General features: G+C 54.0%; 18 protein-coding genes, 2 tRNA genes and 2 rRNA genes. 11 read left to right on the forward strand and 11 right to left on the reverse strand.

Annotated features, from left to right (window positions below; all coding sequences use genetic code 11):
• The 3 genes from JKP81_RS21325 to JKP81_RS21335 form a co-directional block, all read left to right on the forward strand.
• Positions 1-96: ribosomal RNA gene (locus JKP81_RS21325) — 23S ribosomal RNA — on the forward strand; the annotation flags it as partial.
• 206 nt (positions 97-302) lie between these two features.
• Positions 303-418: ribosomal RNA gene (gene rrf / locus JKP81_RS21330) — 5S ribosomal RNA — on the forward strand.
• A 54-nt stretch (positions 419-472) separates the two neighbouring features.
• Positions 473-549, forward strand: a tRNA-Asp gene (locus tag JKP81_RS21335).
• A 90-nt stretch (positions 550-639) separates the two neighbouring features.
• On the opposite strand, the gene fabF is transcribed toward JKP81_RS21335, so the two are convergent.
• From fabF to JKP81_RS21355, 4 genes are read right to left on the reverse strand one after another with little or no spacing between them, the layout of a single operon-like run.
• Positions 640-1,914, reverse strand: coding sequence for a beta-ketoacyl-ACP synthase II (gene fabF, locus JKP81_RS21340; protein ID WP_200553347.1), 1,275 nt, complete (start codon positions 1,912-1,914; stop codon positions 640-642).
• 19 nt (positions 1,915-1,933) lie between these two features.
• A complete protein-coding gene (locus JKP81_RS21345) occupies positions 1,934-3,496 on the reverse strand; it encodes a DHA2 family efflux MFS transporter permease subunit (RefSeq protein ID WP_200553299.1) in 1,563 nt (520 codons plus the stop codon).
• Complete coding sequence (locus tag JKP81_RS21350; RefSeq protein WP_200553300.1) at positions 3,493-4,536, reverse strand: HlyD family secretion protein; 1,044 nt, start codon at positions 4,534-4,536, stop codon at positions 3,493-3,495. The genes JKP81_RS21345 and JKP81_RS21350 overlap by 4 nt, the downstream gene beginning before the upstream one ends.
• Entirely contained in the window at positions 4,523-5,077 is a 555-nt protein-coding gene (locus JKP81_RS21355; RefSeq protein ID WP_017458717.1) for a helix-turn-helix domain-containing protein, read from the reverse strand. Before JKP81_RS21355 ends, JKP81_RS21350 begins: the two co-directional genes overlap by 14 nt.
• A 202-nt stretch (positions 5,078-5,279) precedes the next feature.
• On the opposite strand from JKP81_RS21355, the gene dkgB reads away from it, so the two are divergent.
• Positions 5,280-6,083 carry a 2,5-didehydrogluconate reductase DkgB gene (dkgB, locus tag JKP81_RS21360; protein ID WP_200553301.1) on the forward strand — a complete coding sequence of 268 codons (804 nt, stop codon included), beginning with the start codon at positions 5,280-5,282 and terminating at the stop codon, positions 6,081-6,083.
• A 37-nt stretch (positions 6,084-6,120) separates the two neighbouring features.
• On the opposite strand, the gene yafC is transcribed toward dkgB, so the two are convergent.
• Positions 6,121-7,008 carry a DNA-binding transcriptional regulator YafC gene (gene yafC, locus JKP81_RS21365; RefSeq protein ID WP_200553302.1) on the reverse strand — a complete coding sequence of 296 codons (888 nt, stop codon included), beginning with the start codon at positions 7,006-7,008 and terminating at the stop codon, positions 6,121-6,123.
• A 230-nt stretch (positions 7,009-7,238) separates the two neighbouring features.
• Between yafC and JKP81_RS21370 the strand changes: the two genes are divergently transcribed.
• A complete protein-coding gene (locus tag JKP81_RS21370; protein ID WP_045513363.1) occupies positions 7,239-8,036 on the forward strand; it encodes an endonuclease/exonuclease/phosphatase family protein in 798 nt (265 codons plus the stop codon).
• A 61-nt stretch (positions 8,037-8,097) separates the two neighbouring features.
• On the opposite strand, the gene mltD is transcribed toward JKP81_RS21370, so the two are convergent.
• Both mltD and gloB read right to left on the reverse strand, forming a co-directional pair.
• Positions 8,098-9,468: a murein transglycosylase D gene (gene mltD, locus JKP81_RS21375; RefSeq protein WP_200553303.1), complete on the reverse strand. Its 1,371-nt coding sequence runs from the start codon at positions 9,466-9,468 to the stop codon at positions 8,098-8,100.
• A 74-nt stretch (positions 9,469-9,542) separates the two neighbouring features.
• Entirely contained in the window at positions 9,543-10,298 is a 756-nt protein-coding gene (gene gloB, locus JKP81_RS21380; RefSeq protein WP_200553304.1) for a hydroxyacylglutathione hydrolase, read from the reverse strand.
• A gap of 33 nt (positions 10,299-10,331) precedes the next feature.
• On the opposite strand from gloB, the gene JKP81_RS21385 reads away from it, so the two are divergent.
• The gene (locus tag JKP81_RS21385) at positions 10,332-11,039 is read left to right on the forward strand and encodes a class I SAM-dependent methyltransferase (RefSeq protein WP_200553305.1); all 708 of its coding nucleotides are present in this window, start codon (positions 10,332-10,334) and stop codon (positions 11,037-11,039) included.
• On the opposite strand, the gene rnhA is transcribed toward JKP81_RS21385, so the two are convergent.
• On the reverse strand, positions 11,036-11,503 hold the full coding sequence (gene rnhA / locus JKP81_RS21390; RefSeq protein WP_017458724.1) for a ribonuclease HI: 468 nt from the start codon (positions 11,501-11,503) through the stop codon (positions 11,036-11,038). The two genes, JKP81_RS21385 and rnhA, sit on opposite strands and share 4 nt — an antisense overlap.
• A gap of 52 nt (positions 11,504-11,555) precedes the next feature.
• Between rnhA and dnaQ the strand changes: the two genes are divergently transcribed.
• Together dnaQ and JKP81_RS21400 are read left to right on the forward strand one after the other, a co-directional pair.
• A complete protein-coding gene (dnaQ, locus tag JKP81_RS21395; protein WP_200553306.1) occupies positions 11,556-12,287 on the forward strand; it encodes a DNA polymerase III subunit epsilon in 732 nt (243 codons plus the stop codon).
• A gap of 135 nt (positions 12,288-12,422) precedes the next feature.
• Positions 12,423-12,499, forward strand: a tRNA-Asp gene (locus JKP81_RS21400).
• A gap of 46 nt (positions 12,500-12,545) precedes the next feature.
• Here the strand turns inward: JKP81_RS21400 and JKP81_RS21405 are convergent.
• Positions 12,546-14,021 carry an NCS1 family nucleobase:cation symporter-1 gene (locus JKP81_RS21405; RefSeq protein ID WP_200553307.1) on the reverse strand — a complete coding sequence of 492 codons (1,476 nt, stop codon included), beginning with the start codon at positions 14,019-14,021 and terminating at the stop codon, positions 12,546-12,548.
• Between the two features lie 146 nt (positions 14,022-14,167).
• Between JKP81_RS21405 and JKP81_RS21410 the strand changes: the two genes are divergently transcribed.
• From JKP81_RS21410 to puuE, 3 genes are read left to right on the forward strand one after another with little or no spacing between them, the layout of a single operon-like run.
• Positions 14,168-14,884 carry a GntR family transcriptional regulator gene (locus JKP81_RS21410; RefSeq protein ID WP_200553308.1) on the forward strand — a complete coding sequence of 239 codons (717 nt, stop codon included), beginning with the start codon at positions 14,168-14,170 and terminating at the stop codon, positions 14,882-14,884.
• Complete coding sequence (locus JKP81_RS21415; protein WP_200553309.1) at positions 14,884-15,621, forward strand: aspartate/glutamate racemase family protein; 738 nt, start codon at positions 14,884-14,886, stop codon at positions 15,619-15,621. Before JKP81_RS21410 ends, JKP81_RS21415 begins: the two co-directional genes overlap by 1 nt.
• 29 nt (positions 15,622-15,650) lie before the next feature.
• A complete protein-coding gene (puuE, locus tag JKP81_RS21420) occupies positions 15,651-16,592 on the forward strand; it encodes an allantoinase PuuE (protein ID WP_200553310.1) in 942 nt (313 codons plus the stop codon).
• A gap of 36 nt (positions 16,593-16,628) precedes the next feature.
• Here puuE and xni read toward each other — a convergent pair whose 3' ends face one another.
• Complete coding sequence (gene xni, locus JKP81_RS21425) at positions 16,629-17,381, reverse strand: flap endonuclease Xni (RefSeq protein ID WP_370568909.1); 753 nt, start codon at positions 17,379-17,381, stop codon at positions 16,629-16,631.
• Between the two features lie 109 nt (positions 17,382-17,490).
• Positions 17,491-18,858 (reverse strand): L-serine ammonia-lyase, encoded by a 1,368-nt coding sequence (locus JKP81_RS21430; RefSeq protein WP_200553311.1) that lies wholly within the window; start codon positions 18,856-18,858, stop codon positions 17,491-17,493.
• Positions 18,859-18,865 lie beyond the last annotated feature (7 nt).

Here is an 18,865-nt window from a genome sequence, read left to right on the forward strand (position 1 = left end):
AAGGAACGTTGAAGACGACGACGTTGATAGGCCGGGTGTGTAAGCGCAGCGATGCGTTGAGCTAACCGGTACTAATGAACCGTGAGGCTTAACCTTACAACGCCGAAGATGTTTTGGCGCGAGAGAAAGACATCAAATCAGCTTGATACCGGATTAATGTTAAGTCCGAAGGATTTTACGCAGCAGCAAGGCGGCAACTGAGACGAGACGGCAGGAGCATACTGGAGTATGTGACTGTTGCGAGCGAAGGCAGCCAACGCAGAAGCGGTGTAAAAGACACAGGACAGAGCACAAAGAATTTGCCTGGCGGCAACAGCGCGGTGGTCCCACCTGACCCCATGCCGAACTCAGAAGTGAAACGCCGTAGCGCCGATGGTAGTGTGGGGTCTCCCCATGCGAGAGTAGGGAACTGCCAGGCATCAAATTAGCAGTGAACCGGGGCAACAAACCGGTGGTTGTAAAGAAATTCGGTGGAGCGGTAGTTCAGTCGGTTAGAATACCTGCCTGTCACGCAGGGGGTCGCGGGTTCGAGTCCCGTCCGTTCCGCCACTCATTTAAGAGCCGCATCTCTAACGAGATGCGGTTTTTTTTCGCCTGTTATTTCGATAAAAAGGGCAATCGCGCCCTTTTTACCGTATGTCACTCCCAGCGTTTCAGTAGCAGGCTGGCGTTCACGCCACCAAATCCAAAGCCATTTGATAAGGCATAACGCATCTCCAGCGGCTGCGCAGTCAGCGCAACTAAATGCAATCCTTCAGCCCCGGCGTCAGGGTGATGCAAATTTAGCGTTGGGGGTACAACCTGATCACGTAAAGCCAGGATAGTGAAAATAGCTTCAATACCGCCTGCCGCGCCCAACAAGTGTCCCGTTGCGGATTTTGTTGAGGTAATTGCAACCGGAGTTTCACCAAAAAGCCCCTTAATCGCCGCCAGTTCTCCTTTATCTCCGACCTGTGTTGAGGTCGCATGTGCATTAATATGTTGAATGTCCGCAGTGGTAACATCTGCCTGGCGAATGGCTGCTTCCATGGCGCGACGCGCACCGTTACCATCTTCCGGGCCTGCCGTCAGATGGTACGCATCCGCGCTGGTTCCATACCCAACCAGTTCTGCCAGCGGTATAGCACCTCGTGCCTGAGCATGTTCCAGCGATTCGATAACCAGCAATCCGGCGCCTTCACCCATCACAAAACCATCACGATCGCGATCAAATGGTCGCGATGCTGTCGGTGGATCGTCGTTAAAACTGCTTGATAGTGCTCGTGCAGCCGCAAAACCGGCAAGACTCACCCGGTGTATTGCCGCCTCACTGCCACCACACAGTGCAATATCCGCTTCACCGCTACGGATCATACGCGCGGCATCGCCGATTGCCTGCGCCCCTGCGGCACAGGCGGTAACCGGTGCGCCAATCGGTCCGCGAAAACCATGCGCAATAGAAACATGCCCGGCAGCAAGGTTGGCGAGGAAAGAAGGGATGGTAAAAGGGGAGAGCCGCCGTGGCCCACGATCGTCCGTTGTGCGCACAGCATTGGCGATTTCGTTAAACCCACCGATTCCGGTCGCAATTACCGTGGCCGTGCGATCTTTTTCTGCTTGATCCTGTGGAAACCAGTTCGCCTGCGTCAGAGCTTCTTTTGCCGCCACCAGCGCAAATTCAATGAAACGATCCATCTTTTTGCGCTCTTTGGCGGGAATCGCCACCAGCGGATCAAAACCGTATTGCGGATCCTCTTCAATAGAAGGAACCTGTCCTGCCACTTTGCAGGGAATATCGTCGACAACCTCGTCTGCAAGCTGGCTAATCCCTGATTTACCTTGTAATAGCGATTGCCATACATGCGCTACACCACAACCCAGTGGGCTGACAATTCCCATACCTGTTACCACGATGCGTTTTGTTGAAACGCTCATCATCACTTCTCCTGAAATATCATGCCGTTTGCGGTTTTTTCATTAAGGGAACCAGCAGAGCAGCGATTAAAAAACCTAACATGATCAGATAGAAAGCATCTGAAAACGCTTGTGTCCGGGCCTCACGCAACGTGATGGCCGAAAGATTCTTTAGCGCAGCACTGCCGGCGATATCGGGTGAAATTCCCTGACTAACCAATCTGCTGACGTTGCTCTGAACGAATTCCGTGACGGAAAGAGAGGCGTTATTGAGATGATCCGCGAGGCGGCTGTAGTGCAAATTGGTTCGGTCATTAATCACAGTGCCGCACAAGGCGATGCCAATCGCGCCGCCCAGATTGCGCATCAAATTGAACAGACCTGATGCCAGCTTCAGCCGCGTCGGCGGCAGGCTGCCAAGGGTCAGCGTGACTGTCGGGGCAACCGCAAATTGTTGCGCCAGGCCGCGAAAAGCTTGCGGTAACAGAAGTTCTTGCGCTCCCCACTCATCGGTGAGCGGAATAAAACTGTACATCGACAACGCAAATCCGAGCAGCCCAGCCATCAGCAGCCAGCGTAAATCGACCCGATTTGCAAGCCACGCATATAACGGGATCGACAGCACCTGGAAAAGCCCAGTGGAAAACACCGCCAGACCAATTTCCAGTGCGCTAAAGCCGCGCACGGTGCCAAGAAATAAGGGTGTTAGATAGATCGTAGCAAAAATGCCAACCCCCGCCATAAACGAGAAGTAGCAGCCCAGCGCGAACGTTCTGTCCTTAAGCGCACGAAGATCCATCACCGGTTGCGTATGGCGTAACGTGCGAACAACAAAAAAGACGCCGCACAGCAACGCCACCCAGCCAGTGAGCGCTAAGGTGTTGTCATCAAACCAACCCCAACGTGGGCCTTCTTCGAGGGTATATTCCAGACACCCCAGCGATACTGCGAGCAGCAGGATGCTCAGATAGTCCGCGCCGCGCAATAGCGACGGGTTTGGCGTATCAATTTTTACCAGCAGTGGCACGGCGAGGGTGATGTAAATCCCCGGTACGATGTTGATATAAAACAGCCAGTGCCAGCTGAAATTCTCGGTTATCCAGCCACCGACTGTTGGGCCGAGCGTGGGTGCCAGCGATGCCAGCCCGCCAATCGTTGCAGCAGCGATGACGCGTTGTTTTCCCTGGAAAAAAGCAAAAGCGGTAGTGAAAACCAGTGGGATCATCGAGCCGCCCGCCAGCCCTTGTAACGCGCGAAAAGCGATCATGCTTTGGATATTCCACGCCCAGCCGCAGAGCAGGCTCATCACCGTAAACCCGGCGGCGGAGGCGGCAAAAAGCCAGCGTGTGGACATCACCCGCGCCAGCCAGCCAGAGAGAGGAATAATGATGATTTCGGCGATCAGATAGCTGGTTTGTACCCATACTGTTTCATCATCACCGGCAGAAAGCCCTCCGCCGATATCACGTAGCGACGCCGACACAATCTGGATATCAATCAGGGCGATAAACATGCCCACACACATCGTTGCGAAGGCAAACACTTTCTGACTCACCGGCATTGAAACGCCCGGTTGCAGCGGCACAGCATCTGTGGTGCTCATTGTGCGCTCTTTTCGTCAACGGTAACGATGACAGAAAACCCCGGGCGCAATACGCCGAGTTTTGCCGCTTCGCCCTCCAGCGCAATACGCACGGGCACACGCTGGACGATCTTCGTAAAGTTTCCGGTGGCATTTTCTGCCGGCAGGAGACTAAATCGTGAACCGGTTGCGGGGGAAACGCTGAGAACATGGCCGTAGAACGTTCGACCCGGCATGACATCCGCCACAATGGTCGCGCGTTGGCCTGGGCGCATATGGGCTAGCTGGCTCTCTTTGAAATTAGCGTCGACCCATAAGCCCTCTGCGGGAACCAGTGAAAGCAGTTGCGTGCCGCCGCCGACGAAGGAGCCGGACCAGGCCCGACGATTCCCTGTCACGCCATCGAACGGGGCGCGGATCTCGGTATAACTCAGGTTTAATTTCGCGATTTCAAGATTCGCCTGAGCTTGCTGCAGTGCGGCTTGCGTCTGTTTTTCCCGTGCATCAAGCACAGCCAGCTGGCGCTTGGCAACAGCGTTATCCGCCTGCGCTTTGCTCTCCTGCGCACGTGCCTGGCGATAATCTGCAGCCGCGTTTTCCCGTACCTGTACAGAAACGGCACTGGACATCACCAGCGCGCCGTAACGGCGGTTGTCATTGGCTGACTTATCACTCACCGCTTTAGCAGCAGCCAACGATGCTGTTGCGCCTTCAATGGTCGCCAGTTGCAACTGGCGCGTCGCGGCAATATCAGCCAGCGCCGCCTGCTGCGCGGCGACTTCACCGGCGGCTTTCGCCAGTGCAGCCTGGTAATCCCGGTCATCAAGGCGGACTAAAAGGTCGCCTTTTTTGACCAGCATATTGTCCTGAACGGCAATCTGTTGGACATAACCGGACACTTTACTGGAGATGGCGCTGATATCACCGCCCACGTAGGCATCGTCGGTAGACTGAATAAATCGCCCGCTTTGCCACCAGTACACGCCGTAACCCGCAACGGCGAACAGCGCTGTGGCTATCAGCAGCAGGGTAAGTGCCTTTTTCTTTTTACTGAGCGTCATTATTGCGGCTCACATAGTGAAGAGGGGCGAATTTTTGCGTGTTATCGCCCGCGCGTTTGCGTAGCAAATAATCGTGGCGGTAATGGATAACCGGTGCCGCCGCAGGGCCGGGCACCAGTGTATATTTCTCCGGCGTGATGGGTTCCCCAGTTGCTTTATCAATAAGGATGGTCTCAACCGGGCGCTGTGTTGCACGCTCGACTAACTCTATTTGCGCGCCTTCTGGCGAGAAGTGACGGTTTCCCCATTCCACCAGGGCGAGGATCACCGGGCGAAAATCGCGCCCGAGGGCCGTGAGGTGATATTCATAGCGTGGCGGTGTTGTGCTGTAGCTCACTTTTTCCAGCAGCCCGTCATCAACCAACTCTTTCAGACGACGAGAGAGAATGTTGGGGGCGACATTGGCGCTTTTCTGGAACTCATCAAAACGTGTGAAACCGGCAAAAGCGTCACGCAGGATAATTATGCTCCAGCTGTCACCAATGCGGCCTAAGCTACGGGCAATGGGGCAGGGAGCGTTGCAAAGCGGTTCATTTTTCATGGTCTGACCCGGTTACTAATTAGATTCTGCGCTCACGGTGACATAGTGACTTTCAAAATGCAAGTCACTATCTTTGCGCGCTGAATTCCTGACTTTTGCTTCTCAGGCAAAAAACCTCTGCTTTTTCGCCTCTTTTTCCCCTTACTGAAGCGGGGAATAATCAGCGCAACGAAACATTACGAAATCAGAAAGAGGAATTCTTATGGCTATCCCTGCATTCGGTCTTGGTACCTTCCGTTTAACTGACGAAGCGGTTATCGCTTCTGTGAAAAATGCCCTTGAGCTGGGCTATCGCGTGATTGATACCGCGCAGATCTACGGTAACGAAGCTGCCATTGGCGAAGCGCTGGCTCAGAGCGGCGTTGCGCGTGAAGAGCTGTTTATCACCACCAAAATCTGGACCGAAAATCTGGGCGCAGACAAACTGATCCCCAGCCTGAAAGAGAGCCTGAAAAAATTAGGCACGGATTATGTTGATCTGACCCTGATTCACTGGCCGTCTCCGGGCGCAGCTGTGGCAGTTGATGTCTCTATGCAAGAGCTGATGAAGGCAAAAACGCAGGGGCTGACGCGCCAGATTGGTGTGTCGAACTTCACCATTCCGCTGATGGAGCAGGCCATTGCCGCCGTGGGCGCGGAAAATATCGCCACTAACCAGATTGAATTGTCACCGTATCTGCAAAACCGTAAAGTCGTTGACTGGGCGAAACAGCACGGTATCCATATCACCTCTTACATGACGCTCGCATACGGTAAAGCGCTGAAAGACGAAGTGATTGGTCGTATCGCACAGAAACATAACGCTACGCCGGCGCAGGTAATCCTGGCATGGGCGATGGGCGAAGGTTATGCGGTTATCCCGTCTTCGACCAAGCGTGAGAACCTGGCAAGCAACCTGCTGGCACAGTCGCTTAAGCTGGATGCGGAAGATAAAGCGGAAATCGCGAAGCTTGATTGCAATGACCGTCTGGTCAGCCCGGAAGGCCTGGCGCCGAAGTGGGATTAATCGAGAATTCAACGGGAGCGTAATGCTCCCGTTGTTGTTATTGCGGCAGATGTTCGCTGATAAAATCAATAAAGGCACGAATACGCGTGCTCACCGCACGGTCACTGTAATAGACTGCACTAAAAGGCATCTCTACCGGCAGGCGCTGATGCGCCAGTAAATCTACCAGTTCCCCACTTGCCAGCTCCTTATCAATCATATAGTCCGACAAACTGGCGATACCGTTGCCGCTCAGACACAAGTGTTTAAGCGTTTCTCCGCTATTTGAGGAAATATCCGGCGTCGCTTCAAACAGTTGACCATCGGCAGAAGCAATTGGCCAGGTGTTGAGGGAGACCGGTTCGGTAAACCCGAGTAACACATGATTACGCAACTCTTCGACGGTTTCAGGCTTGCCATGGCGAGCGATGTAATCCGGTGAGGCGATAATTTTCCGATAGCTCTTGAACAGCGGGCGCGCGCGCAGACTGGAGTCAGTCAGTTTCCCCACGCGGATAGCCACATCCACTTTACGCTCAATCAAATTGATAAACGTCTCGCTTGAGACCAGAGAAAGGTTGATTTCCGGGTAGCGTTCACGAAACGGTTTAATCAGCGGCATAAGGAAATGCAGTACGACCGGCGTTGCCGCATCAATGCGCAGCGTACCGCGCGGCGTGGATTTCGTTTCCATCACCTCTGTTTCTGCGGCCGCCATCTCCTGCAATACGCTTTGTACGCGGCGGAAATAGCGTTCGCCTTCTTCGGTTAAACTGAGCTGGCGCGTGGTGCGATTAAGCAAATTTACGCCCAACTTGTTCTCCAGTTTTTTAACTGCACGGCTGATCGCCGAGTTCGCCTGGCCCAGGCGTTCCGCTGCCCGGCTGAAGCTGCCGCTTTCGACAACAGCGACAAAAATCGCGAGTTCTTCTGAGGTGGTTTTCATTATTGCCTCTGTAGCAACACTGCAACGATATTATTCATCCATAAGCTATTTAACCATGTTGAAGCCTGCGATGCCACGTACGCGCGGCGCTGGCGGCATTAATAAGCGCTCACTAACCATAACCGGGGGTTTTTCTGCCGATTGTGCGTTGAAAGTGTGCGCTAAAATCCCTATAACTGAATGACCGCCCGGGAGCCGGGTGCGGAAATCAATGAGGTTTGAAGCCGAAAGTGCCAAAGAATACCTACGCCATGCGATATGTTGCCGGACAGCCAGCGGAGAGAATTTTGCCGCCGGGATCCTTCGCGAGCATCGGCAAAGCGTTGCCTGCAGGTGTGCCTTTAAGCAGCGACGAAAAAATCCGTGTGCTGGTATGGAATATCTTTAAGCAGCAGCGCGCCGAATGGTTATCGGTGCTGCAGAGTTTTGGCAAAGACGCGCATCTCGTGCTGTTACAGGAAGCGCAAACCACACCGGAACTGGTCAGGTTTGCGACCACTAACTATCTTGCTGCCGATCAGGTTCCCGCGTTTGTGCTGCCGCAACATCCCTCTGGCGTCATGACGCTTTCGTCCGCGCATCCGGTCTATTGCTGCCCGCTGCGTGAGCGGGAACCGATTTTGCGGCTGGCGAAATCAGCGCTGGTCACGGTGTACCCACTGCCTGATTTACGTAACCTGATGGTGGTGAATGTCCATGCGGTGAATTTCAGCCTGGGCGTGGACGTCTACAGCAAGCAGCTGTTGCCGATAGGCGATCAGATTATGCGCCACGCCGGGCCTGTGATTATGGCGGGGGATTTCAACGCCTGGAGCCGACCGCGTATGAATGCGCTCTATCGCTTTACGCGCGATATGTCGTTGCGACAGGTTCGTTTCACCGATGACAATCGCCGCCGCGCCTTTGGTCGTCCGCTGGATTTTGTTTTCTATCGTGGTTTGAATGTGCAGGAAGCGTCGGTGCTGGTGACGCGCGCATCGGATCACAACCCGTTGCTGGTGGAGTTTACCCCAGGCAAACCGGCTTGAGTGGGAACTCACGGGCAAAAAAAAGCACCGCGGGGAAACGGTGCTTTTTTATCGGTTTGTATCAGGAGTCCGGTGTGGCGCTGTTCTTAACAAACAGGGTCAGCTGATCGCCTGGCTGCAAATTATCGGTATCGTTATTCCAGCGCATGACATCCTGGATGTTCACGCCGTGACGTTTCGCAATACTCGATAACGAATCCCCTTTGCGAACGCGATAGGTAATGCTATCGCTGTTGCTGGCGAGACGCTGCGCGCTGCTACCTGCGCCTACCGTCAGACTCTGGCCTACTTTCAGGTTCGAACCGCGCAGGTTATTCCACTGCTGGATATCCTTTGCGCTCACGCCGAGACGCGCCGCGATGGCGGAAAGCGTATCGCCTGAGCGAACCTTGTAACTCCGGCCTGGCAGCGGGGTGTTATCCGCAAGCTGGGTCGGCTGTACGGCGGCGATTTCGCCGGATGCCAAGGATTCACGCAGTTGATCGGCGTGTTTCTTCGGCACCATCACGTACTGCGGACCCGCTGAACCTAACGTCGAACCTTTAACGCCTGCGTTAAACGTTTTCAGTTTGTTCACCGAAATCCCGGCCATTTCAGCCAACTGATTGACCTCAACCGGGCTGCTCAGTCTGACTCGCGCCAGCGCACGGCTTTCGTCTGGTGTTGGCAGACTCACGCCATAACGCTTACTGTTTTTGAGAATATCGCTCAAAGCCAGCATTTTAGGCACGTAAATTTTGGTTTCCTGCGGCAGTGAAAGTGACCAGAAATCGGTGGGTTTACCCCGCGATTTATTGGCTTTCATCGCTTTCAACACGCGACCTTCACCGCTGTTATAAGCAGCGACTGTCAGTAACCAGTCGCCGTCAAACATGCGGTTAAGACGCTGCATCATGTCAAGCGCGGCCGTGGTAGAGGCCACAATGTCACGACGCGCATCGTAGCTGCGAGTCTGCTTTAAACCATAATTTCGCCCGGTGCTCGGTATGATCTGCCAAATGCCTGCGGCATTGGCGCCAGACGTCGCGTGTGGGTCAAAAGCGCTCTCCACTATGGGTAGTAGTACCAGTTCCATGGGCATGTTACGTTTTTTAACTTGCCCTGCTATCCAGTACATATACGGCTCTGCCCGTAAAGTTACATCGTGGAGATAGCTCTTATTGCTTAAATACTTGAGTTTTTGTTCGCGAATCCGGGTATTTTCCGGAATTCCCATCTTTAGCTCGTCGCTAATGGAGGTCCACAAGTCACTGTTATTCTGGGCGGCGAATGTTCCATCGTCCATCCACCGCGCCTGACTAGTAAACTTCCCTGCTTCCCCTTGACCAGCTGCAGAAAGGCTCTGTGCGTGCTGTTGTACCGTACCGTCATGGTTAGACGCCTGGCACCCAGCAAGCAAGACAGAGGCGAATAAGATCGCTTTTGCCTTCATGTGTGTGTCAATAGTAGTTGCTTAAAAGACGAGCGATGATAACGGCGTCGTCTTTAAAAGGCAACCCGGAAATATCAGAAGTTATCTTTCTTTGACCTTAACCATGCGAAACGCTCTTCAGGGTGTTGCAACTTTGTTTCTTGGTTTATTACATCAATTAAATCAGTATCTTCCGTGCGTAAAAATAAATTAATTCGCCTTTCATTTTTCAGAATTACGGGCAGTGTTTTTTGGTTTTTCGCACGTAACTCATTAACTTTTCGATAATATTCGTTAAGTGCAGGATCCTGCGGTAAGATGCTGATCGCAAACTTCATATTCCCTAAAGTATATTCGTGTGCGCAGCAAATCACCGTATCATCCGGGAGCGCATTAATCTTACAAAAGGATTGATACATCTGGCTTGCCGTCCCTTCAAATAATCTGCCGCAGCCACCAGAAAATAGCGTGTCACCGCAAAATAGATAAGGAGAACTGAAGAAACAGATATGTCCTAAAGTGTGACCTGGCGTGGCAAAGACGGAAAAATCATGTCCTAAAACGGAGATAACGTCCCCCTCTTTAACAATCTGTGTGGTTCCCTTATCTTGCGTTTCCTCTGGACCATAAACCACCACATCAGGGAAATGTTGACGCAACGCTTCCACACCGCCAACGTGGTCGTTGTGATGGTGAGTGAGCAAGATAGCTTCCGGTTGCCACTGGTTTTCTTCTAATGCGCGTAATACCGGTGCGGCTTCGCCCGGATCGACAATCAGGCAGCGGCCGTCATCATTGTTCAGCACCCAGATGTAGTTATCCTGGAACGCCGGAATACTGTTAAGATTCATAAATTACCTCTCAAAGCGTAGCGGAAGGTTGTGATGAAACCGGCAAGGACTCCTAAGACATTGGTCGCCCCTGCAAGCTGGAGCGATGTACCTAAAGGCGCGTATTACCGCGAAGCGCTGGAAGGAGAACTTAAGCCGTGGTTTGCAAAAATGTATGGTTTTCATTTGCTTAAAATCGGCAATCTGAGCGCGGAAATCAATGCCGAAAGCTGCGCTATTTCCCACCAGGTCAATGTTTCCCTCAGCGGCGAACCGGCGCAGGTGAGAGCCGATCCGCTGCATTTACCGTTCGCAGAGAAATCGGTAGATGCCTGCTTGCTGGCGCATACGCTTCCCTGGTGTACCGATCCGCATCGGTTATTGCAGGAAGTGGATCGTGTGTTAATAGATGACGGCTGGCTGGTGATGAGCGGTTTTAACCCGATTAGCCTGCTTGGGCTTTGCAAAGCAGTCCCTTTTGCGCGCCGATCACCCGCAGTAAAAAGCCGGATGTTCACCCTGATGCGCCAGTTTGACTGGTTATCGTTGCTCAATTTCGAGGTGTTACATTATAGCCGCTTTCGCGTGCTTCCCTGGACGAAACAGGGCGGGAAACTGCTTAGCACGCATTTACCGGCGCTGGGGTGTATGCAACTCATCGTCGCGCGCAAACGCACCATTCCGTTGACGCTCAATCCGATGAAGCAGAGCCGCAGCAAGCCCCGCGTTCGCCAGACCGTTGGCGCGACCCGCCAGTCTTAACTTTCCGGCTGATAGCCCACATCTTCCTGCGTTGGGTTCATCGCGGCGGCGCGTGCCAGTTCATCGCAGCGCTCGTTTTCCGGGTGACCTGCGTGGCCTTTTACCCATTCCCAGCGGATCTGATGTTGGCTGAGCGCCGCATCGAGCCGCTTCCAGAGATCGACATTCTTGACCGGTTTTTTTTCCGCTGTTTTCCAGCCACGTTTTTTCCAGTTGTGGATCCACTGCGTGATCCCCTGGCGTACATACTGGCTGTCGGTGCTGAGCACCACTTCGCAATGCTCTTTTAACGCTTCCAGTGCGACAATAGCCGCCATCAGTTCCATACGGTTATTAGTGGTAAGACGGTAGCCTTCGCTAAACAATCTTTCATGCTGACGATAGCGTAAAATCGCCCCGTAACCGCCCGGACCTGGGTTGCCAAGACAAGATCCGTCGGTGAAAATTTCTACCTGTTTAAGCATCTCTGGTAGACTTCCTGTGTTTAAAACGACAAGTCTGACATAAATGGCCGCTATGAGCACAGCAATTACACGACAGATCGTCCTCGATACCGAAACTACCGGTATGAACCAGATTGGCGCCCACTATGAAGGGCACAAGATTATTGAGATCGGTGCGGTGGAGGTGATCAACCGCCGCCTGACCGGTAACAACTACCATATTTATCTCAAGCCTGACCGGCTGGTGGATCCGGAAGCGTTTGGCGTTCACGGTATCGCCGACGAATTCCTGCTCGATAAACCGACGTTCGCCGACATCGCCGATGAGTTTATTGAGTATATCCGCGGTGCGGAGCTGGTCATTCACAACGCGTCGTTTGATATCGGCTTTATGGATTACGAGTTCAGCAAGCTGAACCGCGGTATTCCAAAAACCGAAACGTTTTGTAAAATCACCGACAGCCTGGCGCTGGCGCGTAAAATGTTCCCCGGCAAGCGCAACAGCCTCGATGCGCTCTGCTCGCGTTATGAAATAGATAACAGCAAACGTACGCTGCACGGCGCATTACTCGACTCCCAAATCCTTGCTGATGTCTATCTGATGATGACCGGCGGCCAGACATCGATGAAATTTTCGATGGAAGGCGAAGGGCAAACGCAAACCGGCGATGCGGAGATCCAGCGTGTTGTTCGCCAGGCAAGCCGCTTGCGCGTGGTTTTAGCCAGTGATCAGGAGCTGATGACCCATGAATCACGGCTCGATTTAGTGCAGAAGAAGGGCGGAAGCTGCCTGTGGCGTGGGTAAAATCGTTTTGTTAACACGGGAAAATCACCTCGCGGGTGATTTTTGCAGCAAACAATTCAAAACGATGGAAAAAGCGTTGACGGCACCAGGTGCAATCCGTAATATGCGCCTCGTTCCCTAACAGGAACACAACGCGGAGCGGTAGTTCAGTCGGTTAGAATACCTGCCTGTCACGCAGGGGGTCGCGGGTTCGAGTCCCGTCCGTTCCGCCACTATTCAGAAGGCCTGAATCAGCAATGATTCAGGCCTTCGTCGTTTCTACTCCTTTGCAGCCACGCGTTGTGCGGTAAAGGAAGTGCTGCTCACACCTTCACGTTCGTGGCGCGCCAGAAAGCGGTAGCAACCCGCACCGAGGAACGCGCCAATAAACCAGCTAAAATTGGCCACTTCATGCAGCGCCGGAATAAAGCTAATAATCAGCCCAACCGCCACCGATGGCACCAGCGCAGCAATTGCTTTCGGGTTAAAGCCGTTTTTGTACCAGTAACGCCCGTTTGGTGAGTCGGTAAACAGATCGTCGACAAACACGTTTCCGCGTTTAATCAGATAAAAATCGGTCAGTAAAATACCGAACAACGGGCCAATAAACGCGCCGAGCACATCCAGCGTGTAGTGGATCAACTCCGGAGACTGGAACAAATTCCACGGTGTTAGCAGTACCGAGCCGACCGCCGCGATCATCCCGCCGGTACGGAAACTGATTTTTTGCGGGGAACAGTTAGAAAAATCGAAGGCCGGGGAGACGAAGTTCGCCACAATATTGATGCCGATGGTGGCGGTGATCATCGTCAGCAGCCCAATTGCCATCGCCAGGCTGTTGCCAACATGGCTTACGGTTTCGATAGGATCGGTGATCATCTTGCCAAACAGCGATTGGGTGCCGGAAACAATCACTACTGTGACAATGGAAAATAGCAGGAAGTTAAACGGCAGCCCCCAGCGGTTGCCGCGGCGGATCTCTTGCATACTTTTACCGTAGCGGGAAAAATCGCCAAAATTGAGCAGCGGGCCGGAGAAGTAAGAAACCACTAATGCCGTTGCGGTGATCATCTGCCAGGTTTGCTCGCCTGCTGTGAGCTGTTTACTGGCGAGCGTGAAAGAGATGCCATCGAAACCCGTTTGCCAGAGGATCCATCCCGCCAGCGCCATCATCGCCACGTATACCGCCGGACCGGCGATATCGATAAAGCGTTTAATCGCGCTCATCCCGTGCCAGAACACTAGCGCTTGCAGCACCCACATAATGCCGAAACAGAGCCAGCCCAAATGCGACAGGCCCAGAAAGTGACCGTTGGTCAGGGGCGTAAGGGCAGGCCAAAATTTCAGGATCACCAGCATTAACGCGTTGGCGGCCAGATAGGTCTGAATGCCATACCACGCAAACGCAATCAGCCCACGGATCACCGCCGGGATATTCGCGCCGAACACGCCAAATGCCTGACGGCAGATCACGGCATACGGCACACCGGCCATTTGGCTCGGTTTCGCCACCAGGTTTGCGCACAGCTGCACAATACAGATCCCCAACAGAAGGCAAAGTAGCACCTGCCAGCTGGCAAGCCCTAAGGCGAAGAAGCTGGCGGCAACCACATAGCCGCCCATGCTATGCACATCGGACATCCAGAAAGAGAAAATATTGTACCAGCTCCAGGTTTGATGGCGGGTCGGCGCCAAATCTTCATTGGTCAGGCGTGGGCTGTAGCGAGCATCGTAATTTGGTTCAAGGTTTGGCATGGATTCTGCTCCTCTGAATACAGATAGTGACATGTTGTCTGCTATCCCTCGTTGCATTAACCAGGCCAGGTTTTAATTTTTTGTATACAAAATAAATTAACGGTGTATACAAAAATAGATGAATTGAGTAACAAAGGAATTGCGTTATGAACCAGCAAATAGGGCTGCGAACCCCTGCAGATCTGGAAGATAAAGAGCATCTCATTTGGCAATCTTTAATGACCGCCATCGTTGAACATCAATTGCCGCCGGGAAGTAAATTGCCGGAAGAAGCGCTGGCGGAGGTTTTTGGCGTCAGCCGTACCGGCATCCGCAAGGTATTAACCCGCCTTGCGACGGTGCAAATGATCACCATGACGCCCAGACGTGGTGCATTTGTCGCCAATCCCGGCGTTGAAGAGTCAAAAGCAATCTTCACGACCCGTAAAATGATCGAATGCGCCAACCTGCCGCTGGTGCTGGAACATCTGCAGTCGCCGCACCTTGCGGCGCTGGAAAACATCATCGCGCAGGAAGAAGAGGCGCATCAAAGCCACGACGGCGCGGCGGCTATCCGCCATTCTGCGGCTTTTCATATTCAGCTGCAGGCCATTTCCGGTAATGCGGTGGTGACTGACATTATCACCACGCTGGCGCAGCGTTCATCGCTGGTAATAGCCGCCTGGGGCGCGCCCTGGCAGCGCGGCTGTCGCTGCGACGATCATGACCAACTGATTACGCTGCTGCGTAAAAAGGATCTATCAGGGCTTAGTGAGGCGATGGCCCACCATTTTGATCACATTGTTTCCAGCCTGCGCTTTGAGCGCAGCGGCGAGACATTACCGGATTTTGCCCGCCTGTTTGGTGCGCCAGGAGAACACTGATGAGCCAGTTTTGTATACAAGTTATCAATCCTAATACCAGCCCGGAAATGACCGCCACCATCGCCAGCGCGGCGCGCAGCGTGGCGTCGCCTGGCACCACCATTCTTGCCAGTTGCCCCTCGCAGGGTGTGGAATCCATCGAAGGGCATTTTGATGAAGCCATTGCGGCGATTGGCGTGCTGGAGCAAATCAAACAGGGCAAAAACCAGGGTGCACAAGGGCACGTGATTGCCTGTTTTGGTGACCCCGGATTACTGGCGGCGCGTGAGCTGGCGAGCGGGCCGGTCATCGGTATTGCCGAAGCGGCTATGCACGTGGCAACGCTGGTGGCGACGCGATTTTCAATTGTAACTACGCTGCCGCGTACGGTGATTATCGCCCGTCATTTACTGCGCCAGTATGGCTTCGAACATCACTGCGCCGCGCTGCATGCCATCGATTTACCGGTGCTGGCGCTGGAAGATGGCACGGGTCTTGCTCAGCAAAAGGTACGCGAGCGTTGTATACAAGCCAAACGAGAAGATCATAGCGGTGCCATTGTGCTGGGCTGCGGCGGTATGGCGAACCTTGCCAGCGAGTTGACGCAAGAGCTGGGCATGCCGGTGATCGACGGCGTTACGGCCGCGGTGAAGATGGTGGAATCTCTTCTCGCGCTGGGGATTGGCACCTGCAAATACGGCGATCTCGCGTATCCCAATAAAAAGCCGCTTTCAGGATGTTTTGAACAGCTTTGCTGAAAGCGGCCCCGTAAAGAGGTCGAATCAGCATGCAATCAGCAACGGACAAACCTTTCTGGCATTTCACCGCCGACTACCCTCGCGATATGGCGGGCTATGCGGGAAAACCGCCGCACGCCCGCTGGCCGGGCGGCGCGCGCATTGCCGTTCAGTTTGTCCTTAATTTTGAAGAGGGTGGCGAGAACCATGTGCTGCATGGCGACGCGGGTTCAGAGCAATTTTTGTCGGATATTATTGGCGCTGCCAGCTATCCCGCGCGGCATATGTCGATGGACTCGCTGTACGAGTATGGATCGCGCGCAGGGTTCTGGCGTATTCATCAGGCTTTTCAGCAACGTGGCCTGCCGCTCACGGTTTTTGGCGTGGCAATGGCGTTGGCGCGTAACCCGGAAATCGTCGCGGCGATCAAAACGGCAGACTACGACGTGGTAAGCCACGGCTGGCGCTGGATCCATTATCAGGATTTTGATATTCAAACCGAACGCCAGCACATGCAGCAGGCGATCGAAATCCTGCAAACGCTGTTTGGCAAAAAGCCCCTTGGCTGGTACACCGGGCGCGACAGCCCAAACACCCGTAAGCTGGTGGTCGAGCAGGGCGATTTTCTCTACGACAGCGATTACTACGGCGATGATTTACCCTTCTGGACCACCGTGGAGGGGAAACCGCATCTGATTGTGCCGTATACGCTTGATGCCAACGATATGCGCTTTGCCACGGCTCAGGGTTTTAACACCGCCGAACAGTTTTATACCTACCTGAAAGACAGCTTCGATGTGCTGTATGAAGAAGGTGAGCATGCGCCAAAGATGATGTCGATTGGCATGCACTGCCGCCTGCTCGGGCGGCCTGGGCGCTTTCGCGCACTGCAGCGTTTTCTTGATTACGTGCAAAGCCACAATGATGTCTGGATCTGCCGTCGCCAGGATATCGCCGAGCATTGGCTAAAGCACCATCCGTATAAGGGCTGAAGCAAGGCGAACAGCCCGCCACCGTGCGGGCTTTTCTCAGCGTGTCAGCCGTAGCTGCTGTAAGTTGCCATCCAGTTGCAGATCCGTTTGCAGACGTGCCACATCGCGGCAGGTAAAGGCCATTGCTTTATGTGCTTCCAGTTTTTGCCGCCACTTTTCCGGCACGTCCGTGAGATTCTCGTACAGTGCTTCCAGCGTCGGGAAGGTGTTTAACAACTGGGTGGCGCTTTTCGGGCCAATGCCAGCGACGCCTGGCACTTTAGAACTGCTGATCCCCGCCAGCCCCCAGTAATCCGGCAGTTGTTCCGGCGTGACGCCATATTCTTGGTCGATAAAGGGCGCATCCAGCCAGCGTTTCTGGAAATAATCGCGGATACGGATGGTCGGGGAAAGCAACTGGCAATAGCCTTTGTCCGTGGAAACAATTGTCGCCTGCTGTCCGGCCTGCGCCATTTTTACCGCCAGCGTAGCGGCGAGATCGTCCGCTTCGTTACCCGGTGTTGCCCAGCAACGAATACCGCGCTGTTCAAAAGCGCTGCGCAAAGCGGGCATCTCGGCATGCAGCGTCTCTGGCATGGGAGGTCGCCCGGCTTTATAGTCGGGTAATAACTGGTGACGCCAGCCCTGGCTGCGAGCCTCATCATCGAACACCGCCACGGCGTGCGTCGGCTGGCTGTGAACCACAAGCTGTTCCAGCGCGTGAAGACAGGTGTCTACACAGGGCGATCCCTGCACCGCGTGGATCCGGCGGATAAGATTAAGCGCGTCGACAATTAACAGATGAGCCACAGATACCCTCCTTGAAATCGTGCTTAAGGGTAACATCGCGTGCGGCGTGAGGCTATGAAGCGGGGGATAATCAGGAAGATGCCTCGCAAAACGAGGCATCTTCCTGGGCTTAATCGCAGGTTACGATCTTCATCGCCAGCCCGCCGCGTGAGGTTTCGCGGTACTTGGCGTTCATATCTTTCCCGGTTTCGTACATGGTTTCGATGACTTTATCCAGGCAGACGCGCGGCTCGCTGGTACGGCGCAGCGCCATACGCGCGGCGTTCACCGCTTTCACCGACGCAATGGCGTTGCGCTCGATGCACGGCACCTGTACCTGTCCCGCGACCGGATCGCAGGTCAGACCGAGGTTGTGTTCCATACCGATTTCCGCCGCGATGCAGACCTGTGCCGGGCTTGCGCCGAGCAGCTCTGCAAGGCCTGCCGCGGCCATCGAACAGGCAACACCCACTTCGCCCTGGCAGCCCACTTCGGCACCGGAAATGGAGGCGTTCATTTTATAGAGCGAGCCAATCGCGCTGGCGACCAGCAGGTAGCGCGCCAGTGAATTGGCGTTCACCTGGCGAATAAACTTATCGTAATAAGCCAGCACTGCCGGAACAATGCCGCATGCGCCGTTGGTTGGCGCGGTCACCACGCGACCACCAGCGGCGTTCTCTTCGTTAATCGCCAGTGCGAACATGTTGATCCAGTCGACGACCTGCATCGGATCTTTACTGGTGTTATCGCTGCTGACCAGCATGCGACGCAGCGCGGCGGCGCGGCGCGGAACGCGTAATTTTCCCGGTAACACGCCTTCGGTAGTAATTCCGCGCTCAATACCGCCCTGCATCACTTCCCAGACGCGTGCGAGGTGCTGTTCCAGCTCCTCTTTGCTGTGCAGCGCCAGTTCGTTCTTCATCATCAGACCAGAGAGTGAAAGCCCGCTTTCCTGGCAGTGACGTTGCAGATCCGCCGCATTTTTGTACGGGTAAGGTACGGCGACAGGCGCGTTGTTGGTCTGACCAAAATGTTCTTCGTCGACAATAAAACCGCCGCCGATAGAGTAATAGGTCTGGCTATAGAGAACCTTGTCGCCCGCGAGCGCAGTAATACGCATGCCGTTTTCATGCAGCGAGAGGTTATCGGCATGGAAGTTCATGCATTGATCGACAGGAAACTCGACTTCGTGCTCGCCGTTAGCCAGCAGCAGACGGCCGTGCGTGTTTACGTCCTGAATAAATCCCGGAATGGCATCGATATCGACGCTATCCGGCAAGTTACCTGCCAGACCCATAATGATAGCGATATCGGTATGGTGTCCTTTACCGGTCAGAGAGAGGGAACCGTAAACGTCTACCACTACACGGGTCACGTCGTGCAGCATGCTGCGAGCAATCAGATCGTCAGTGAATTGTTTACCGGCTTTCATTGGGCCAACGGTGTGCGAGCTTGAAGGGCCAATGCCGATTTTGAAAATATCGAATACGCTGATCATGACGCAT

It is taken from the genome of Kosakonia sp. LAM2021 (assembly GCF_016620385.1).
Taxonomy (GTDB): Bacteria; Pseudomonadota; Gammaproteobacteria; order Enterobacterales; family Enterobacteriaceae; genus Kosakonia; species Kosakonia sacchari.

Bases quoted from the DNA above. Each gene is read 5' to 3' on its own strand.
- JKP81_RS21355 (WP_017458717.1), bottom strand. From the start codon at position 5,077: ATGAAAAATGAACCGCTTTGCAACGCTCCCTGCCCCATTGCCCGTAGC.
- rnhA (WP_017458724.1), bottom strand. From the start codon at position 11,503: ATGCTTAAACAGGTAGAAATTTTCACCGACGGATCTTGTCTTGGCAAC.
- JKP81_RS21410 (WP_200553308.1), top strand. From the start codon at position 14,168: ATGAACCAGCAAATAGGGCTGCGAACCCCTGCAGATCTGGAAGATAAA.
- JKP81_RS21430 (WP_200553311.1), bottom strand. From the start codon at position 18,858: ATGATCAGCGTATTCGATATTTTCAAAATCGGCATTGGCCCTTCAAGC.
- gloB (WP_200553304.1), bottom strand. From the start codon at position 10,298: ATGAATCTTAACAGTATTCCGGCGTTCCAGGATAACTACATCTGGGTG.
- JKP81_RS21415 (WP_200553309.1), top strand. From the start codon at position 14,884: ATGAGCCAGTTTTGTATACAAGTTATCAATCCTAATACCAGCCCGGAA.
- puuE (WP_200553310.1), top strand. From the start codon at position 15,651: ATGCAATCAGCAACGGACAAACCTTTCTGGCATTTCACCGCCGACTAC.
- dkgB (WP_200553301.1), top strand. From the start codon at position 5,280: ATGGCTATCCCTGCATTCGGTCTTGGTACCTTCCGTTTAACTGACGAA.
- mltD (WP_200553303.1), bottom strand. From the start codon at position 9,468: ATGAAGGCAAAAGCGATCTTATTCGCCTCTGTCTTGCTTGCTGGGTGC.
- yafC (WP_200553302.1), bottom strand. From the start codon at position 7,008: ATGAAAACCACCTCAGAAGAACTCGCGATTTTTGTCGCTGTTGTCGAA.
- fabF (WP_200553347.1), bottom strand. From the start codon at position 1,914: ATGAGCGTTTCAACAAAACGCATCGTGGTAACAGGTATGGGAATTGTC.
- JKP81_RS21345 (WP_200553299.1), bottom strand. From the start codon at position 3,496: ATGAGCACCACAGATGCTGTGCCGCTGCAACCGGGCGTTTCAATGCCG.
- JKP81_RS21350 (WP_200553300.1), bottom strand. From the start codon at position 4,536: ATGACGCTCAGTAAAAAGAAAAAGGCACTTACCCTGCTGCTGATAGCC.
- dnaQ (WP_200553306.1), top strand. From the start codon at position 11,556: ATGAGCACAGCAATTACACGACAGATCGTCCTCGATACCGAAACTACC.
- JKP81_RS21385 (WP_200553305.1), top strand. From the start codon at position 10,332: ATGAAACCGGCAAGGACTCCTAAGACATTGGTCGCCCCTGCAAGCTGG.
- JKP81_RS21405 (WP_200553307.1), bottom strand. From the start codon at position 14,021: ATGCCAAACCTTGAACCAAATTACGATGCTCGCTACAGCCCACGCCTG.